The following is a 17,387-nucleotide window of genomic DNA, read 5'->3' as shown; positions in this document are numbered from 1 at the left end:
CCTTGTTTGTATGATTGAAAATAACTTTAAACAGCAACTACAGTGTATATTCCATAAGCCAACAGTCTCGCATCTGTCCTTCATGCTGCTCATGTTTCTCTAACAGTTTAATCTTTTGGAAACCACATTTCTCATAACAGGATATCGCTCGCAAGTTCCAGGATTGAGGGTCCATAACCACTTTACGGGCTTGTTTTTCATTAATCAGAAAATTCAGCATGGACTGCACCAACTGTGTACCTATACCTTTATTCCAGTAATCTACCTCTCCAATAAACTGGTCCGTTCCATAGATGATCTCATCCGTGTCTCCATAACCATACTCCGTTCGTTCCTCTTCCTCAAGCTCATAGAACTGAATGTATCCAATCGGATTTCCTCCATACTCCACGATACCACGAGTAGCATTATCATCCTGATTGTAAAAATGTTCTCTTACCCGTTCCAGATCATGCGGCCGATCACGGCCTTCATAGTATTGAAGGACTTTCGGGTCAGTCAGCCACTTCACCAGATGTTGTTCATTTTCAATTTCCAAAAAACGTACGGTGATTTCATTTGATTCATATACATTATTCACTCTGCATACTCCTTAATGATTTCAAGCGGAGTTCCCGAGACCCAACTCAGGTCCTTGCCCAGAACATTTTCTTTATGAACATAATAGATCATGGGATGCTGAATAAGTTCTGCTTTCTCATCCAAAGGATGAATGGTAAAACGCATCTTGTACGTGCCCGCTGCATCAGGTATGGAGAACCCTGAAAATTCAGTCATTGCCGTGGCTGACTGCCTCTGTAACGCTTGACGAAGAATTCCTTCCATTGCACCCGTACTGCCGACGGAAACAGGTTGAATAAATCGGTTGTCCTTTTTATCACTAAACGATATTGAACCCCAGCCAGGCACAACGGGATATACAGTATGCTGACTCTTATCTTCTTTTCTGCGTGTAATAGATAATTGCACCTCGTATTTCTCCGAAGCGGTCTGCCGAATCGTGCCCTTTAAGCTAACATCCTGCTCTGTAACGCTCGGGGTCAAATTATTATATACAATGAAAGTTGCTACAATAACAATCGCAATGCCAGTTAGCCAACATATTGTACTTCTACGCATGTATTTAACCCCCAAGATTATCCGTAAGTTTGAAGCAATTCGCTCTCCATTAATGTTTGTGTAACGCAGTCTAATTCCGGAGAAGCAGACCAATCACTATGTGTATTCAACCCATATTTAATTGTATGGATAACGCTATTGGCTGACATATATACATTGTGATGAACTCCCGGCTGGACAACGATGTGCTCTCCTTCACGCATCACTTGAATCGAAAGCACCTGATCTTCTCCATAACTGGCATAAGCAATCCATCCGGATTGCACAACATAAAACTCCGTTAGTTTGATATGTACATGACTGTTTTGCCATGCTCCCTGGGCTGAAGCAACGGTTCTGCAATAATAACTGCCGTCTTCTGCTATCATTTTATATTTCTGTTCACCGTTCGCCATCTGCTCGAAGCTGGTTTTGACACCCGTTTCACCATATTTCTGTTCTGAGAATTCTGTGTTCAATCGCCTTCATCTCCTTACAAAAAATCCCTTCTTCCAAACCATTCGACATAGGTAAGTCGATTCTCCTGTTTTGATAGGGATATATCTTTGCTAAAATATGAAACGCTTCTCTTCCAGTTTCCGTATTAAGGTCGAAGTCGTATTTATCCCCAAATAGTAAACCATCTGATCTGGAGGTTGAGCGCATGTCATTTTTCAAGAAAATGTTAGCCAGTGTAGGTGTTGGAGCAGCCAAAGTAAATACAGAATTGCATACACCAGAGGTCACGCCTGGAGGAATCATCTCGGGGGTTGTGTATATTGAAGGTGGAGATGTGGAACAGAACGTAGATCGAATCTATCTTTCAATCAAAACCCATTACATACGGGAGCGCGATGATCGCAAAGTAAAAGAAACAGCCGTTATAGCCAAATATTTGCTCACCGAAGGATTCACCTTACAGCCTGGTGCCAAATTGGAGAAAGACTTCTCATTTGACCTGCCAGAAAATCTGCCTATTACACTGCATCGTGCAGAAGTTTGGGTAGAAACGGGCCTCGATATCTCAAGCGCTGTGGACCCATCCGACCGGGACAGATTGCATGTTGTGCCTAGCAAAGACATGAACACCGTGCTCGATGCAATTGATATCCTTGGCTTCAAGCTACGTGAAGTGACTAACGACTATGCCCCGAAGCTGGGCGGCAATCTGCCATTTGTGCAGGAATTCGAATTTGTGCCAACGAGCAAGTTCCGTGGGCATCTGGATGAACTGGAAGTGCTGTTCTATCCGATGGGGGATTCACTGGAACTGTTATTACAGATCGACCGCCGCGCTCGTGGCCTCAGTGGAATATTCTCCGAAGCGATGGGAACGGATGAGAGCTTTGTCCGCCTGCATTTGTATGAAAGACACCTGCAGCGGGGTGCGCATTCTGTCGCTCAAGGACTGGAAGAAGTCATATCCAAACATATCTAATCTATAGTTTGTGTAAACGAAATAAACCGTCCTCTGTCAGAAAAATCTGATGAAGGACGGTTTTTTCCCTTTTTAATATGAGCAATCAAAAAATCTAGGGATAACAGCGATCGGAAGGTTATTCTGTACTCGGAGTGTCAGTGGAATTATCCTTAGTGAACTTATATATTAATACACTTCGGTACTTTTCAGACTCAACGTTTCACATACAAGTTGGGCAAAGGCATCAAAGCTGCCGCAGGATCGCAGGCTTTCCAGCTGCTCCTCCTGTCGGATCAATTCTACAAACAGATCATAAATCCCCATCGCCTGTTCGTAATCCTCTTTGCAGATGGATAACATAAATACAGCATGTACTTCATTCTCCTCATCCCACGGAATCGGCTTCTCAAGCAGACATACCGATACGGTCGTACGGGTTGAACTCAGCTCCATGGGATGCGGAATGGCCATACCTCTTCCAAGCGCGGTTGAAGCCATCTTTTCCCGCTCCTGCACAGCGGGCCAGAATTGCTCCGTTACAATTCCCTTCTCCAACAGTGCTCCGCTCATCTCAGCCATAAGTGTCATTTTGTCAGGCTGATCGGACCGAAACATGAACAATGCTGGATCAAAGTAACGCAGCAGCGTCATTTCCTCCTGCTCATCACTGGTTCGTACCAGATGAGTGATCGTTGCCATGTCGCGTTCCGATGGAATCGCAGCAATGACGGCCGACGGTTTGCCTTTGGACTCCCGTAACCGGATCGTGGAAATGACCAAATCTTCAGGCACACTCCCCATCTCCTCGTACTCTCTTAGCGAAACTACACGAGAGACCTCCAGCTCGGCAAATAACGAACGCAATCTGGATTCAAGAATACGGGCTGTGCCGTATCCTGACCCACAGACGAGTAATACGGATTTCCGTTTGCGATGAGGAATCTGGTATTTACGTTCCAATGCTGCACCAATGTGAAGAGCCAGGTAACCAATCTCACTGTCATTGATTTCATGAGGTACGTATGTCTGTAGCTGTTTCACTGCACTTATCGTAATCTCATAGGCGAGTGGATAATATTTACGTATATGTCCCAGCAGTGGATTCCGCATATTCATGCCATGTTCCAACCGCGTAATCATGGGCTTCAGATGGGCATAGAGATCATTCGGCAAGCGGTCATCATCACGCAGATCATAGGTGTACCGATCATAGATGTGACCCAGCATCTGCTGTACAGCAAAATATAATGGGTCACTTCGTAGTCCATTCCAATCGGTAGCGGTCATTTTTTTACTAACAATATGAAGCAACAGATAATCTCGCTCTCCGATAGGACAGTGAATGGAATATAACGACTCCAGATCCTGAATAATCTGCTGTGCAAGTTGCTGATCCTGTAGATTCGCCTCCACTTTCTCGAATCGCTCCAGTTCATGCCCCTGTTTAATGCGCAACACCATAACAGCCAGATGCGTAATCAGATCTTTCAGCGCCACATCTGCAATACGAACATCCTGTTTGCCTACATGGCGAATGACGATTTCGCGGATGTGTGCGGGTTCGATTGGGTACAACAAACGTTCCTGTGCAGCAGTCATGCCCTCCGGTCCCAATTCTTCATCTCGCGCATCGGCGTACTCGGCAAGACAATAACGGAACCTTTGCTCGTCTCCGACGACCTTCACACCATGTCCTGGCTTGATCTGAAGCTGAAGCTGGTAGTTCTCCAGAATCTGACGAATGATTTTCAGATCATTGTTCATCGTTGCACGGCTTATATACAGCTGATCAGCGAGGTCTTCCATCTTAATATGACCCGGTTCACCAAGCAGCTTGAACAATTCATAACGGATACGCTCATCGGGTGACCCAGGTACTGGCGCACCTTTTTGCCGATCATCCTTCCGTTCCTCCAACAGCTCATCATACCGCTTCGCATCGTGTACACGAATGGAATATCCCCGTCCACGCTTGGACTCCAGGCTCCCGCCATGCCCCGCAAGGATATGATCCAGCTTTTTCAGATCATCCCGAATGGTACGCACCGTAACTTCCAGCCTGTCTGCAAGTGCTTGGCTCGTCCAAGCCTGTTCCTGTCCTTCACCATGAATGAGGTGGAACAGCTTTTTCAACCGTTTAGTTGGAAAAATCATACCGATATCCGACCTCCATTCTGATCAGGATTGTGTAGAACTAAAGCTCACCTTATATCGATACAAGTACAGTCATTAATTTACAATGTGTGAGTTCCGGAAAACGAACGACCTCTTCTCCCTCAGTTAACCTCTGCTGAGGCTCCAGGGGTTTTTCACCAAGAGATACACGCTCTGCATGTACAGGCTGATTAAAGTGCATGTTCACGTTTGCAGACTGTGACAAATACGGATTGAAGACACGTACAATGTATCCGTCACTCTCCTCTGCTTTCTTAAAACTGCTTAACACCACGTTGGAATCGTCGCTGAACGACATCAGGCTGTAATCGGGTTCCAGCACACGTTCCTCATCTCGGAAAGCAAAGATCAGTCGTCCATTCAAAAAGTCGCACAGCTGATAACTGCTGATCGGTGTTAAATATTCACGCGCAGCACGGGCTACATTCGCTTCGTCGAATCCAGAAGTCTGGATATGCAGGCCAAAGGTAAAGGAGAGCTCGCCAAGCAATTGCGCGTCTGGTGTTGCTACAATTTTCTCACCGGAAGCCCGGCCAGGACGATACAACAGGTTTTCCTTACCCATGAAACCGAATGTGCGGAACAAGGTCAGGGCAATGGTATCCATTTGTTCGCCAACAATTTCATACTCACGTACACCTTCCGTCATCACAGCCATACCATGCGAACCGTTGTTCAACCCTGCATAACTCTGCATCGCTTCAATGGTGATCGGTTTCTCCTGCCATTGTTCGCGCTCCCATACCTCCACTTCTGGCAATGAGGTTGGACGAGCAATCACACCGAAAGGCTGATCTGCAATGGATAGGGCGGAAGCAATTCCTGTATCAAATAGGACACGCAGACGGTGGCTGAACACCTCATTCTGCACCTGAACGTGGAAGCGGATCAGCTTCTCTCCTTTGCGAAGGGATATCTCCACCTGCATTGGCAATGCACCCGACGTGATGCCTGCGGCGCGCTCTTCCAGATCGTAGGGAACATCCAGTGTGAAACGCAGGGATAGTGTCTGGGATACTAACGTTTGAGTGGTCGTTGCACTCATCTGGCTGCCTGCCGAAGAAACAATTAGATCCCGCTCGGGTGGCGAATAGTTGTAGGAATCTCCGTCATCCCCATTATCTTCGAAGACCATTTGATTTGCATACACTTGGCCTGATCGCTTGTCCGTAATTTGCAAGGTGCCGTTTGCTTGTAGCGCAATGGTGAAATGTTCATTTTCAATTGTGTCCCCGTTACGCCGCTCCATGACGGGTGCAGCGCCCTGACTGAAATCAAAGATAATCTGGGTGTAGCCCATCGCCGGAACCTCTTGCAGTTCCACCAGCAATTTCGCACGATATACCCGTTCCGGCAGATGCACTTTGCGGCTTGGATTGAGATCGATGTGTTGTCCAAGCACATAATCGGTCTGGTCTACTTTTTCCAAAATGGTATAGGCTAGCTCGCGTCCCTTCGTATCCCGAATCACAAAGGATTCTTCCGGAATATAAGCTTCGATCTCGGTAACCCCGCCTCGCACATAAGGTAGCGTGTTGAACAGGGTGAACGCAAATGTCTCCTCCTGCTGTATCGTTGAAGCAATCATCCGCATATGCAGGTCAAGCAGATTCAGTGCGATATCATAGGCCTGTTTGTAACGGAACGCAACGTCCTGATTCGTTGTATCGCTGTTACAGCCACCGATGCTGTCATGTGCCGCATTCTCAAACAACAGCTTCCAGATGTCCTCCACAATGCGATGCGGGTAATCATGCCCGAGAGAATGGCTAATGGCAAGCACAGGTTCGAGCGTATTGGCGATCAGATTCTCAATCCGGTTATTCTGTTGCTTGAGATCGGCACGGGTAGAAAAAATGGACTTGTGAATCCGCATGTGCTTGGCCTCCATTAATTCGCCCCGAAGTACAGGCAGATCCTGACTATCCGCTTCGATCTCCGCCAGAAAGCGTTCCGGTTCATTCATCACATATTCGCGTTCTGTATCCAGCGTATTGAAGCGTTCAATCAACTGCGGCAGGTTCAACCGGACAGGCGCCTGGTCAAACCCATTAGGGAAATAGATATGTTTGGTCGAGGCTTTGCGTTCCAGCGCACCAATCTGCTTCTCCAGATAAGGGATTAGATCTTCCTCATTCTCTGGAATGTTACCACCGTAGTAATATCCGAATGGCATCTGTACAGCAAATACACGGCTGCCGTCCGATCCTTCCCACGTAAACTCGGTATGTGGATTCGTATTATCTGATACGCCTCTCCAGAACAGGAAACGTTCAATCCCAAACTCCCGATAGATCTGCGGCATCTGTGCCGATTGTCCAAACGCATCCGGGACATAACCAACCTTCATCGCATGTCCGTACTTTTGTGCTGTTTTCATACCATAATACAGGTTTCGAACCATGGATTCACTGGAAATCACCAATTGATCCGTCTGTGTATACCAGGGTCCCGTCATCAGTCGTTTGGCTGAAACCAGTTGGCGGATCCGTTCCTCATCTTCGGGACACCAGCGGATGTAATCATCCAGCAGCGAGCCCTGTGCATCCAGCAGGTAATAATGAAATCCTTCGATATTTTCCAGTGCGTTCAATACTTCCTTGACGTGTTTGACAAGATACACTTTGGAACGGGAGGTCGTAAAATACCATTCCCGGTCCCAGTGTGTATGTGGAATCACATGTACTTTGGTGCGATTGCTCTCACTCATATCTCTATATCCCTCCAGATGCTTTTTTTAGTCAAAAACGAGTTCGATTTCTTCCCCGTTTTTCTTCACTGAAGCTTCCTGAGTCTTGGCAGGCTGTTTCTCTTCTTCATCACGGAAGTTCACCAGCATGGTGCCACCCGCCACGATTAGTGCACCGACAATGCCTCCGGCAAGATACGCGATTGGGGTACCTACCGATACAGCTCCATATAATCCACCGATCGGTGGCATGATGATATGCGCTCCCAGCAATGCAGTCAGAGCAGCCCCCGTCGCACAGGCAAACATGTTAACCAGAATCATTTTGGCAGGGTTACGCAGTGTGAACGGAATTGCACCTTCCGTGATGCCGATCACGCCCATAATTACTGCACCTTTGCCCGCTTCCTGATAGGTTTTGGAAAAACGTTTCTTCATCAGCAATGTCGCCAAGCCATAACCAAGTGGTGGAATACAGATGGCAATATTGATAAAAATATTCGGCAGATAGACACCGGACAGGAACAGGGCATTGCCTGCCATCCATGCCGCTTTGTTGACGGGTCCGCCGAGATCAAATCCGATCATCGCTCCCAGAATAATCGCAAGTAGAACGGTGTTCGTCCCGCTCTGGCTCATGTTTTGAACCCAAGCAATAAGATACTCATTCAGTGCGCCCAGTGGGCCACCCAGAATGACCGCCATCAGAAATCCGGTTAAACCAACGGTGATCAGCGGCAAAATGATTAACGGTACCGAGCCAGCAGCCGGACCTGTAATCTTGACTTTGTTTTTAACCCACAAGGTGATGTATCCGGCAAAGAAGCCTGAGATCAACGCGCCCAAGAAACCGGCGTTGGTCTGCTGTGCCAGCACCCCGCCGATCAGACCTGCAGCCAGCGCAGGTTTGTCGGCTATGGAGTACGCGATATAACCGGACAGGACAATCGTCAATAGTCCGATGCCGCTCCATCCTACATTTTGCACGAGATATAAAATATGCAAGAATCCGCTTCCATCTTTGTACGGATCAAGATCGGTAATGCCCATCGATAGTGCGATAATTTTACAGATGGCAACAACCAGGGAACCCGCGATAATGACCGGCAGCAGATAGGAGATACCTGTCATTAGATGTGTTTTTGCTTCACCGAACCATTTTCTCATCGTACTCTCTCCTCATGTGGAAGGTGGGGTTAGGCTTGTGCGTTCACAGCCTCAACAGCTTTGGTTAATACCGCTTCTGCCTGACTTACGGCATGACCGATTTTGACACGCACGACTTTTTTATCGCCAAACCGATCCATGTCCTTCACCGTTTGATCCGCTGCAATCAGTACAAAATTCGCTGCAGCAATATCTTCTTCCGTGAGCTTATTGACTTGCCCCATAGCCCCCTGCTGTTCCACTTTGATCTCATATCCCAGTTGTTGAGCTGCTTTCTCCAATGCTTTGGCGGCCATCGGAGTATGGGCGAGACCTGCGATACATGACGTAACACCTACGATTTTCATTATGACACCAGTCCTTCCGTATATTGATGAAGCAACGCATATACATCTTCCGGCTGCACCGCTTCCGCGATAGCCTCTTTGAATGAATCTTCAAGCAATAAGGTGGCAAGTGAAGAGATAATTTGCAGATGGGATACGTCTACATGACCTTTAGGCACAAGGATGGCAAAAATATATTTTACTGGCTTGCCGTCATGTGATTCCCAATCAATGGGCTCCCTCAATCGGATGACCATCACCGCCGGACGTTTTACAACTTCACTCTGGGTATGGGGAATCGCAAAGTGATCCTGAAGTCCGGTGGAGTAGACACGTTCGCGTTCCCACAGATCAGCCGCAAGTTGAACACGGTTTGTAGTGATGCTGTAACGCTCTGCCTCCGCAGATATAAAATCAAATACGTCCTCTTTGCTTTGCCATGTCTGATCGAGATAAATCTGATTGGTTGTAATCATGATCTCTGTCTCTCCTCCTCTCTCTATCCAAAACGATAAGCGCTTACAAGATCATTGTAACGGATTCTCTCTTGACCTTGGATCTAGAAAATTTCCCCTTCAAAGCGGAAAAACATTAGCCATAGTAAAAACCCTGAGTCTAATGGACTCAGGGCAGTTGTAAATGGTGTGTTACATAGATAACGTTAGTACACAGAATGTGGGGCCTAAGCGGACAATTTTCAGGAACGCTGTGTCCAGCGCTGCATTCCTGATCGAAGACCGTAATATGCAGCGGCGAGCAAAATGAATCCAGCAACAGCCATGATCATGGATGTTATATTCCATTGAACAAGGGTTCCAAAAGCAATCTTGGATTGTAATGGGGTACCCGAAGAAGTGATGTTCGTCAGATCAGGTACGTAATTCATGGTCATGATCATGCCTTGAACGACATTCCAAGCTACAAAACCGATGATGAATAACAGAGTAACCAGAACGGATTCCATCGCTAATCGTTTGTTCATGCTTGTCATTTGCCTCCTCTTTCCATTCAATTAGACAAGAATTGCTGCATCTCCTGTCTCAGACGATCTTTATTCGCATCCACATATTGATACAACAGGTCGAAGCTTTCTTCGTTATCCGATTGCATGCTTAAATTGCCGGCTTCCAGCTCAATTTGCTGCAATACCTCATGAATCTGTTCCCCGTGTGTTTGCAGGCTTGTCGTGATGTCATCTTCGGACAGGCCATTCACATTATCTCGTAATTGCCCGTGCGTTACCCCGCTCTCGGACAATATCTGCTCAATCTTCTTCAGGATCACGGCATCAGCCTCATTACCGATCCGCTCCATCGTTGCTATTGTCTCACCGAGATACTGACCACTGGCATTCTCAAGGAAACCGGTCATACCGTTCATGGACAGCTCGGTATCCAGATCGATGATTAGAATGGTATCTCGCAATACTTGCGGAAGTTCTGGTCCACTCTCTCGAATCGTCGCAAACTCAGCCCGATAAAGGTCCATGGCAACACTCCCCACTACTTCTTCACCTGACATCTCCTCAAGCTGATCGAGTGGTAACAATTCCTGCAGTTCTTCCTGTAACTTGTTCATCTTTCTCTGCCTCCTGTATCTCTCTATCTAAATAGTTTGAACGAATGTTGTTACACTGGACCACTACGCGGTCAGAATAAACTTCCGATCGCTGTTATCCCCAGATTTTTTCAATCCCTTTATTAAAGGGAAAATCCGGGGATAAAGGCGAAGTGTATGCTTCCGAAGCAGCTTTCTTGCAGAAAGCTTTTAGCTTCGCTTCTTCAGTTTTTTTCTGCCCTCTCCGTTATCGTGTAAATTTCAAGTTCAACTACGCCGACACGTTATTACATCATAGCAGAATACGCTATACAAGTTGAACTTATGGAAGTTTACATGTTCGTGCCGAAGTCATTTTACAGGGGAAAGCGTCAAGTTAACGTGCACTTGACCTCTGGAAAATGTTCCGCTGTTATGATCTTGGCATCACGAGTCTTGGGAGGGGTAATGATGCGCCTGGCCTTGTTCACAGACACCTATCTTCCGGAAACCAATGGTGTTGCTGGCACGCTCCACCGCTTGAGTAACCATCTGAACCGCAGAAGAATTGAACATCTGCTGTTTACTCCGAACTCCGTCATTGAAGGAAGCCATGAGACTCAAGTCAGATCGGTTGCTAACATCCCTTTTTTTCTGTATCCCGAATGCCGCATTGCGCTACCCAACAGAGCAAACACTCACAAGCAGCTACAAGTCTTTCAGCCCGATCTGCTGCATATCGCCACGCCTTTTAATATGGGGCTGCTTGGCCTGAGGTATGCGCTCAAACATCATCTTCCGCATGTTGTCTCCTACCATACCCACTTCGATCGTTACCTCGAATACTACCGGTTGAAAAGCATGATTCCGCTCTACTGGAAATATATCCAATGGTTCCACCGTGCCTGTGATGCAACACTCACCCCATCGCAGGAAACGTTAAACACCCTGCAAGCCCAAGGCATTCAGCGTCTGAAGCTGTGGTCCCGCGGGATTGATTGCAACCTATACTCCCCTAGTAAACGAAGCTCGGATATCCGTGAACGATACCACATCACCGCTCCCCTTATTCTACTCTACGTTGGTCGCATTGCCCCGGAAAAAGACATCGCTACGCTCACAACTACCATGCAGCAGTTGCCCCAGGAAATGCAGTCCCGTGTTCACTGGATTATCGTTGGTGACGGCCCATCTCTTCCCAAAATGCGTTCGCAAACCCCACCCAATGTCACCTTTACAGGCTATATGCATGGCGAAGAACTTGCTGTTATGTATGCTTCGGCGGATCTGTTTGTGTTTCCTTCTTCTACGGAGACATTTGGCAATGTCGTACTGGAAGCGATGGCTTCAGGACTCCCTGTGGTGGCGGCCAATGCCGGAGGTGTCAAGGATCTGGTATCCCACCACCGCAATGGTGTATTATTCGAGCCAGGTCAGGCAGATGCACTGATTCGGGAGATATGTCTCTGGGGAAATCACGGGAACCAATTGAGGATGATGGGACTGGAAGGCAGAAAGCTAGCTGAGCAGCGGTCGTGGGAGCATATTTTTGATACACTGATCGGGGACTATGAGGAAGCTATTGAACATCGGAACAGACGAACGAAAGATCGAATTATCACAGCCTAGTCTGACGAAATCAGTTTCTTTCAACAACCCATAACAAGCGCCTCTGTCTCTGCAAAGTTAAAATGGTTCGCCCGTTCAGGCTGCCGCAGCATGTTCCCGTTGCTACGGTCAGCCTGAATAGCGGATACGCTTTACGTTAAGGTGTGACCCCGGAAATCAGGTTGCCATTCTGATGGAGAGTCACCCTGTTCCACACGTCATAGGTAGTTTGCGTTGGACGGAAGGAATAGTCATTATTTTCGTTGAAATTGCCCCAATTATCCTTGTGGATGCGCAGCTGAATGTCTCCCGTCTGACCTCCCGCTGGCAGAGACCCTGCACCCGAAGTGAAACCAATCTCGACATAGGTATCTGCATTCGTGCCCGTGATACTTCCAACGCTAGTCGTGATGTTGGCTGCTCCGATCTGCGCCCAATCTATAACGGTATTTAACCCCTCGGAGCCGTCTTTTGTAAAGTAATAACGGATCTTCAGACCACTCAGGTTAACCGCAGATGTACCATTGTTTTTGATATTAAAGTAGGGCTTGATATGAATGTTCGTTGCATCGGTATCTGCCGCACGATATTGCAGAACCAGATTCGACGTTGGCGTGGTTGTACCCGCCTGTGGTGTCGCACTCACCAGTACTGAGCTTGGGCTGATTCCCGCACTATTCACGGCTTTGATTTTGTAATAGTACGTGGTTCCATTCGTCAAAGACGTATGGGTGTAGGTTGTGCCGCTCACATTCGTAGCTACATCCGTATATGTTCCTCCGCTCGTTGTCGCACGCTGTACAATATAACTCGCTGCTCCGGGAGATGCGCTCCAGTTCAGCGCTACTTGTCCATTACCCGGCGTGGCAGTTACACCTGTCGGCGCAGCCGGGATCGTGACAACTCCCCCACTACCGTTATCTGGAACAGGTTGATAGCCAGGGGTTGTATAGATCGTGTTCAACTCAGAGGTAGCCAGCGTACCGTTCGGTCCATTGACCACCGTCTGTCCCCAATCGGTCAGGGAACCTGCTGGACCGTTGTTCAGATCAAGGTATTCTACACCGCCACCGTTACCGTACCAGGACCAGGCCAACCAGCCAACTCCCTTTTGCTGTGCGTAGCTCAAGATCGTCGCTTCATCCACATCACCACTGGTGTGCTTGAATCCGAATTCGCCTACAATGACAGGTACGCCGATGGCCAGCGCATGATCAATGTTGCTTTTGACCGTTGCTGCATCACCGCCTGCGTATTCATACATATGAATGGAGAAGATGGTATTTGCCAGTGGGTCCGCATTAAACACATCCAGTCCACGATTAAAAATCGCTGTAGGGTATTGCCCCCAACCTGCGGTATCTACGACAAGCGTATTCTTGATGCCCGCCTGACGGAGTTCAGGAATCACTTGTTGATATCCATCCGCCCATACTGCGGTTTCCCATGATCCGTACCATTCATTCGCAATGTTCACGATTACGCGATCTTCCTTGCCAATCAGGGCATCCTTGATACTGATAAAATAATCCGAGGCTTTCCGCAGTTCCGCAATACTGTCCGACCCGGTGGCATCATGTACTTCCAGCATAACGGTTAGTTGGTACTGGTCACACAGCGCCAGAATCTGCTCTACATCCGCCAGTGAATCTGCCGTCCAGCGACTGCCGTTGGACAATACGATACGCACGGTATTCGAACCTGTCGCAGCAATAGCCGGAATGGCCGCTTGCAGATCATTCTTAAACCAGGTATGGGCATGATTCACCCCACGAATGACAAAAGGTGTACCTGTAGCATCCAATAACTTGGTACCGCTTACATGAAATCCTTTGACAGGCCCACTTGCAGCGGAAGCTGGATGAGGTGAGTACGCGATAGACACCAGCATTAATGATAGAGAGAACAGCATTGCTTTACGAAACATGTTTCCAATACGCTTCATAACAAAACCTCCTTCTTGGGATGGGTTAAGCTATTCACAAGGTATGTAGACACATAGAAGCCGAACAGATCACCAACATGGATTATCTCATCACTCACCTCCCGAACACTCTTAATATACTATAAAATGTCAGAAAGTGTTGGCATTATTTAGATTATTTTAAAATATTTTATACAAAAAGACATGTCCTCATCGAACTGGATCATGTCTTTTATTGCATACAATCTATTGGTTGAATTTACTGTATGGGACTTTGATATCTACAAATCCTTTAGCATAGGGTGCAACCTCATAAGGATGGAATCGAATGACGATCCCTTTGTCATATAAAAAGAATTGGGATGTTTGATCAAGCTCAAAATCATAAATATTTTCTTCAAAAATAGAAACTCCTGCATTATACATGGCTAATAGACTGTTGGAGATTGATTTCTCTACCTTCTCCATCTGAGTATCGTCTTTGACATACTCGCTTAGCTTCAGTTCTTTCCCCGTTCTTAAATCATAGTTATATGATTTTGTCGCATCCATTCCATGTGCTCCGCCAGCGTACACATGATCTTCATATACCACAGATAACTTTTCTTTTGCATTGTATTTTACACTGGCCATGGTAATGTAGAAATAATTTTTGTTTGATTGCTTTTCTTCTTTGTCCAGGCGAGCTGCTTTCACTGCGTGGAGTTTAAATGTCTTGTTCAACTTATCCGTCACAGATTTCTTTCCACCTGTTAGATGTATGTATGGCTGTCCTTTGTAATATTGGACCTTCGTTTTCACTGTAATTGTGCTACCTGCCTCCGCATGACTAATCGGAAGAATTATAGCCATCAGTACAGTGATCAACAGATAATTTATCCATCTCAATTTTTTTCTTTCGGTTCTATATTTCAACATTATTGATAACCCCCTTTTGGCTCAAATGATATCGTTTCCTGCATTCTGTTCCATACTACCTGTGGAGTACCCTTTAGATCTGCTCCGTTCTGAACGTTGCCAATCCAGATATCCTCTGCTCCCGGATGTTGTAAATAGTGCCTAAGTGTCGCTTTGATCAGAATAGACGCATGTAAATCCAGTACCTCATCCAGCGGTATCCAGAATAACTCCCCTTCATCCGAGGACACGAACCGTCGATGCTTGGTCTCTCCAAAATATACAAACTGCTGCCAAATCTCACCTCCGCTAACCTCTAACAGAATATATCGAAGTCGAAAATGTTCCACATCCCCTGGCTTGAATCCGGTCTCTTCTTCAATCTCCCGATAGCTGGCGGTCATGGGTGCGTTCAGCTCTCCTTGTTCCAGATGTCCGCCAATGCCGCCCCAAAATTCAAAATCAAACAGCCTGCTGCCTACCTTCTTCATCATCAGCATATCTGAGCCATTGCTCAAAAACGCTGTAGCCATCTGTCTAATCTCCATATGTTCCTCGCTTTCCAGACTGTGATTATAGTAGTCTTTATCTACATAAACTGAACTAAAGAATATTTACACTAAGTCACTCCGATGACAGAACAACCTTCCGATCGCTGTTATCCCCAGATTTTTTGATTCCTTTCCTAAGGGGAAAAATCCGGGGATAAAGGCGAACGCTTCGCTTCCTTAGGTTATTTCTGGCCTCTCCGTTTTGTGTAAATGTTATATCAATTTATATAACCGTCTTCTAAAGCAGTTTTTTCAACTCACTTAGATGTTCAATCGTATGTAAAGGACCCGTCTTAATGCTGCCCTGCCATGGCTGGTTAACCTTTATCCAGATGGTGCTCATGCCTACGCTTGCTGCTCCCTCAATATCGTTCACCGGATGATCGCCAATGTAGATGCATTGCTCTGGGCTTAGACCGAAATGATCCAGCGCAAGCTGAAATATGCGTGGATCGGGCTTTTTGACTCCTGCCTCTTCTGAAACAATAATATGGTCGTAATCATCCCGAATACCGAGTTGATCGATTTTTCCATACTGGATATCGGTCTGCCCATTGGTAATTAACCCGGTTTGATATTTCCCCCGCAGATGCTGAACCACTTCTCGCGCCTGTTCCATCAGAACTGAACTTCGCACATACTCTCTGCCATAGAAGGCCATCAACTCTGCATGTGGCGGATGTTCTGCCCAAGGGAGTTCACGCAACAACTCGTTGAACAGTAGAGGTTTGTCCTTATAACCATCCTGGTCGAGTTCAATAATTCGTCTGCTTATCTCTTCGGTTGACTCAAGATGACTAAAATAAGTGTTAATCAAACTCTGCGTGAATGCGTCAAAGGTCATCGTTCTGTTCAGAATCGTATTGTCCAGATCAAAAATAACCGCTTTAATATGATCCATCGCTTCTTTCCCCCAGTTCAAGAATGTGAAGCAGTGCTTATTTTTTCTTTTTATGATAGTGATAGCCCGTGCATAGGCCCTTTTGTTTGGATTTGGCTGAACAGTTATGTCCACCGTTCTTATCCAGTCTGCCTGGATGAGCATAAGCAGAAGAGGATACACCAACAAGTACAACAAGAGACAGGATTACGATAACAACCTTTTTCATAAGTCACCCTTCGATAAACACCCTATGCTTTAGGGCTTAATACGTGCAATATCATTCTACATGAAAATCCACAATTGGGATATCCTTCATCTATTTAATATGCATCTCATAAAATCTTAAATTGCTTCAATGCATGGGTAACTCCATCTTCACTTGCCCGCAGGGTGACATAATCGGCGCTTTGTTTAATTCGTTCTCCGCCATTTCCCATCGCAATTCCGATTCCCGCATACGCTAGCAGATCCACATCATTCTCCCCATCGCCAAAGGCCATTGTATCCTCTCTGGATATCTTCAGGTAGTCGAGAATTCTCTCTGCGGCTATTGATTTGCTGACTTCGCTCGCTTCCAGCACATTTACTACATACGGATGGAATCTCACGAATCGTAAAGAAGGAAATCTGGATTGGAACTTCTCCGTTTCCGCCTCATCCGCATATAAGCAAATGCAGTATACGTCCTGTTCCAACGTGCTGATTTTCTGCGGGAAATCCATGAGTCCAAGCGTATCTCTTAAAGCCTCAGTAACACGACCATCTGCTGTACACAACCCGTTCGTCTCAAATGACTCTGTAAAATATGAAATACTATGCCCTTGCAACTCGGCAAACTCACTAAATTCTCTAACCATCTGTGCAGACAGTACAGACTTATGTATCACTTCATCACCTGCTTTGATCAATGCCCCATTAGCCGAAATAATCGTATCGATTCCGAGATTTCTGAATTCTTCGCATAAATTATATGGCCTGCCTGTGACGAGTACGACTTGAACGCCTTTACGAATCAACTCCCGGATCGACTCAGCTGTACGCGGTGATAAACTCCGATCTATTTCGCTCAGCAATGTACCGTCCACATCAAAGAACACAGCTTTCACCAAAATG

The 17,387-nt window shown here is 46.5% G+C and carries 18 protein-coding genes; 2 read left to right on the top strand and 16 right to left on the bottom strand.

Annotated features, from left to right (window positions below):
* Nucleotides 1-37 precede the first annotated feature (37 nt).
* From MKX75_RS08105 to MKX75_RS08095, 3 genes are read right to left on the bottom strand one after another with little or no spacing between them, the layout of a single operon-like run.
* On the bottom strand, nucleotides 38-580 hold the full coding sequence (locus MKX75_RS08105) for a GNAT family N-acetyltransferase (protein WP_076330199.1): 543 nt from the start codon (nucleotides 578-580) through the stop codon (nucleotides 38-40).
* Nucleotides 577-1,119 carry a hypothetical protein gene (locus MKX75_RS08100; RefSeq protein ID WP_076330198.1) on the bottom strand — a complete coding sequence of 181 codons (543 nt, stop codon included), beginning with the start codon at nucleotides 1,117-1,119 and terminating at the stop codon, nucleotides 577-579. Before MKX75_RS08100 ends, MKX75_RS08105 begins: the two co-directional genes overlap by 4 nt.
* Before the next feature lie 17 nt (nucleotides 1,120-1,136).
* Complete coding sequence (locus MKX75_RS08095; protein WP_339169244.1) at nucleotides 1,137-1,577, bottom strand: cupin domain-containing protein; 441 nt, start codon at nucleotides 1,575-1,577, stop codon at nucleotides 1,137-1,139.
* A 185-nt stretch (nucleotides 1,578-1,762) separates the two neighbouring features.
* On the opposite strand from MKX75_RS08095, the gene MKX75_RS08090 reads away from it, so the two are divergent.
* Nucleotides 1,763-2,536 (top strand): sporulation protein, encoded by a 774-nt coding sequence (locus MKX75_RS08090; protein ID WP_076330195.1) that lies wholly within the window; start codon nucleotides 1,763-1,765, stop codon nucleotides 2,534-2,536.
* A 168-nt stretch (nucleotides 2,537-2,704) separates the two neighbouring features.
* Here MKX75_RS08090 and MKX75_RS08085 read toward each other — a convergent pair whose 3' ends face one another.
* From MKX75_RS08085 to MKX75_RS08055, 7 genes are all read right to left on the bottom strand, one after another.
* Entirely contained in the window at nucleotides 2,705-4,672 is a 1,968-nt protein-coding gene (locus tag MKX75_RS08085) for a BglG family transcription antiterminator (protein ID WP_339169242.1), read from the bottom strand.
* A gap of 52 nt (nucleotides 4,673-4,724) precedes the next feature.
* Nucleotides 4,725-7,403, bottom strand: a complete 2,679-nt coding sequence (mngB, locus tag MKX75_RS08080; RefSeq protein ID WP_339169241.1) for a mannosylglycerate hydrolase — start codon at nucleotides 7,401-7,403, stop codon at nucleotides 4,725-4,727.
* Between the two features lie 27 nt (nucleotides 7,404-7,430).
* Nucleotides 7,431-8,549 carry a PTS fructose transporter subunit IIC gene (locus tag MKX75_RS08075; protein ID WP_101314956.1) on the bottom strand — a complete coding sequence of 373 codons (1,119 nt, stop codon included), beginning with the start codon at nucleotides 8,547-8,549 and terminating at the stop codon, nucleotides 7,431-7,433.
* Nucleotides 8,550-8,578: 29 nt separating this feature from the next.
* Nucleotides 8,579-8,896: a fructose PTS transporter subunit IIB gene (locus tag MKX75_RS08070; RefSeq protein ID WP_017689749.1), complete on the bottom strand. Its 318-nt coding sequence runs from the start codon at nucleotides 8,894-8,896 to the stop codon at nucleotides 8,579-8,581.
* Nucleotides 8,896-9,351, bottom strand: a complete 456-nt coding sequence (locus MKX75_RS08065) for a PTS sugar transporter subunit IIA (RefSeq protein WP_339169239.1) — start codon at nucleotides 9,349-9,351, stop codon at nucleotides 8,896-8,898. The genes MKX75_RS08070 and MKX75_RS08065 overlap by 1 nt, the downstream gene beginning before the upstream one ends.
* 221 nt (nucleotides 9,352-9,572) lie before the next feature.
* Nucleotides 9,573-9,857 (bottom strand): hypothetical protein, encoded by a 285-nt coding sequence (locus MKX75_RS08060; protein WP_339169237.1) that lies wholly within the window; start codon nucleotides 9,855-9,857, stop codon nucleotides 9,573-9,575.
* A 26-nt stretch (nucleotides 9,858-9,883) separates the two neighbouring features.
* Nucleotides 9,884-10,453, bottom strand: a complete 570-nt coding sequence (locus MKX75_RS08055) for a hypothetical protein (protein ID WP_339169235.1) — start codon at nucleotides 10,451-10,453, stop codon at nucleotides 9,884-9,886.
* A gap of 426 nt (nucleotides 10,454-10,879) precedes the next feature.
* Here MKX75_RS08055 and MKX75_RS08050 point away from each other — a divergent pair, with 426 nt between their 5' ends.
* Entirely contained in the window at nucleotides 10,880-12,040 is a 1,161-nt protein-coding gene (locus MKX75_RS08050) for a glycosyltransferase family 1 protein (RefSeq protein WP_339169233.1), read from the top strand.
* Between the two features lie 136 nt (nucleotides 12,041-12,176).
* On the opposite strand, the gene MKX75_RS08045 is transcribed toward MKX75_RS08050, so the two are convergent.
* The 6 genes from MKX75_RS08045 to MKX75_RS08020 all read right to left on the bottom strand — a co-directional run bounded on the left by MKX75_RS08045 (nucleotide 12,177) and on the right by MKX75_RS08020 (nucleotide 17,383).
* Nucleotides 12,177-13,964: a cellulase family glycosylhydrolase gene (locus tag MKX75_RS08045; RefSeq protein ID WP_339169231.1), complete on the bottom strand. Its 1,788-nt coding sequence runs from the start codon at nucleotides 13,962-13,964 to the stop codon at nucleotides 12,177-12,179.
* A gap of 225 nt (nucleotides 13,965-14,189) precedes the next feature.
* Nucleotides 14,190-14,861 carry a DUF3298 and DUF4163 domain-containing protein gene (locus MKX75_RS08040; RefSeq protein WP_145146647.1) on the bottom strand — a complete coding sequence of 224 codons (672 nt, stop codon included), beginning with the start codon at nucleotides 14,859-14,861 and terminating at the stop codon, nucleotides 14,190-14,192.
* Nucleotides 14,861-15,373 (bottom strand): NUDIX domain-containing protein, encoded by a 513-nt coding sequence (locus MKX75_RS08035; RefSeq protein WP_339169229.1) that lies wholly within the window; start codon nucleotides 15,371-15,373, stop codon nucleotides 14,861-14,863. The genes MKX75_RS08040 and MKX75_RS08035 overlap by 1 nt, the downstream gene beginning before the upstream one ends.
* Nucleotides 15,374-15,629: 256 nt before the next feature.
* Nucleotides 15,630-16,292: an HAD family hydrolase gene (locus MKX75_RS08030; RefSeq protein WP_339169227.1), complete on the bottom strand. Its 663-nt coding sequence runs from the start codon at nucleotides 16,290-16,292 to the stop codon at nucleotides 15,630-15,632.
* 37 nt (nucleotides 16,293-16,329) lie between these two features.
* Complete coding sequence (locus tag MKX75_RS08025) at nucleotides 16,330-16,500, bottom strand: YHYH domain-containing protein (protein WP_094030640.1); 171 nt, start codon at nucleotides 16,498-16,500, stop codon at nucleotides 16,330-16,332.
* Nucleotides 16,501-16,606: 106 nt separating this feature from the next.
* Nucleotides 16,607-17,383, bottom strand: a complete 777-nt coding sequence (locus MKX75_RS08020) for a Cof-type HAD-IIB family hydrolase (RefSeq protein WP_339169225.1) — start codon at nucleotides 17,381-17,383, stop codon at nucleotides 16,607-16,609.
* Nucleotides 17,384-17,387 lie beyond the last annotated feature (4 nt).

The sequence above is a fragment of the Paenibacillus sp. FSL R5-0341 genome (assembly GCF_037975235.1).
GTDB lineage: Bacteria > Bacillota > Bacilli > Paenibacillales > Paenibacillaceae > Paenibacillus > Paenibacillus amylolyticus_A.
Note: the sequence above shows the minus strand (reverse complement) of the source record. Positions and strands in the feature narration are given on the sequence as shown.

Coding starts and splice junctions, on each gene's coding strand:
- MKX75_RS08100 (WP_076330198.1), bottom strand. CDS start 1,119: ATGCGTAGAAGTACAATATGTTGGCTAACTGGCATTGCGATTGTTATT.
- MKX75_RS08090 (WP_076330195.1), top strand. CDS start 1,763: ATGTCATTTTTCAAGAAAATGTTAGCCAGTGTAGGTGTTGGAGCAGCC.
- MKX75_RS08085 (WP_339169242.1), bottom strand. CDS start 4,672: ATGATTTTTCCAACTAAACGGTTGAAAAAGCTGTTCCACCTCATTCAT.
- mngB (WP_339169241.1), bottom strand. CDS start 7,403: ATGAGTGAGAGCAATCGCACCAAAGTACATGTGATTCCACATACACAC.
- MKX75_RS08075 (WP_101314956.1), bottom strand. CDS start 8,549: ATGAGAAAATGGTTCGGTGAAGCAAAAACACATCTAATGACAGGTATC.
- MKX75_RS08070 (WP_017689749.1), bottom strand. CDS start 8,896: ATGAAAATCGTAGGTGTTACGTCATGTATCGCAGGTCTCGCCCATACT.
- MKX75_RS08065 (WP_339169239.1), bottom strand. CDS start 9,351: ATGATTACAACCAATCAGATTTATCTCGATCAGACATGGCAAAGCAAA.
- MKX75_RS08060 (WP_339169237.1), bottom strand. CDS start 9,857: ATGAACAAACGATTAGCGATGGAATCCGTTCTGGTTACTCTGTTATTC.
- MKX75_RS08055 (WP_339169235.1), bottom strand. CDS start 10,453: ATGAACAAGTTACAGGAAGAACTGCAGGAATTGTTACCACTCGATCAG.
- MKX75_RS08050 (WP_339169233.1), top strand. CDS start 10,880: ATGATGCGCCTGGCCTTGTTCACAGACACCTATCTTCCGGAAACCAAT.
- MKX75_RS08045 (WP_339169231.1), bottom strand. CDS start 13,964: ATGAAGCGTATTGGAAACATGTTTCGTAAAGCAATGCTGTTCTCTCTA.
- MKX75_RS08040 (WP_145146647.1), bottom strand. CDS start 14,861: ATGTTGAAATATAGAACCGAAAGAAAAAAATTGAGATGGATAAATTAT.
- MKX75_RS08035 (WP_339169229.1), bottom strand. CDS start 15,373: ATGGCTACAGCGTTTTTGAGCAATGGCTCAGATATGCTGATGATGAAG.
- MKX75_RS08030 (WP_339169227.1), bottom strand. CDS start 16,292: ATGGATCATATTAAAGCGGTTATTTTTGATCTGGACAATACGATTCTG.
- MKX75_RS08025 (WP_094030640.1), bottom strand. CDS start 16,500: ATGAAAAAGGTTGTTATCGTAATCCTGTCTCTTGTTGTACTTGTTGGT.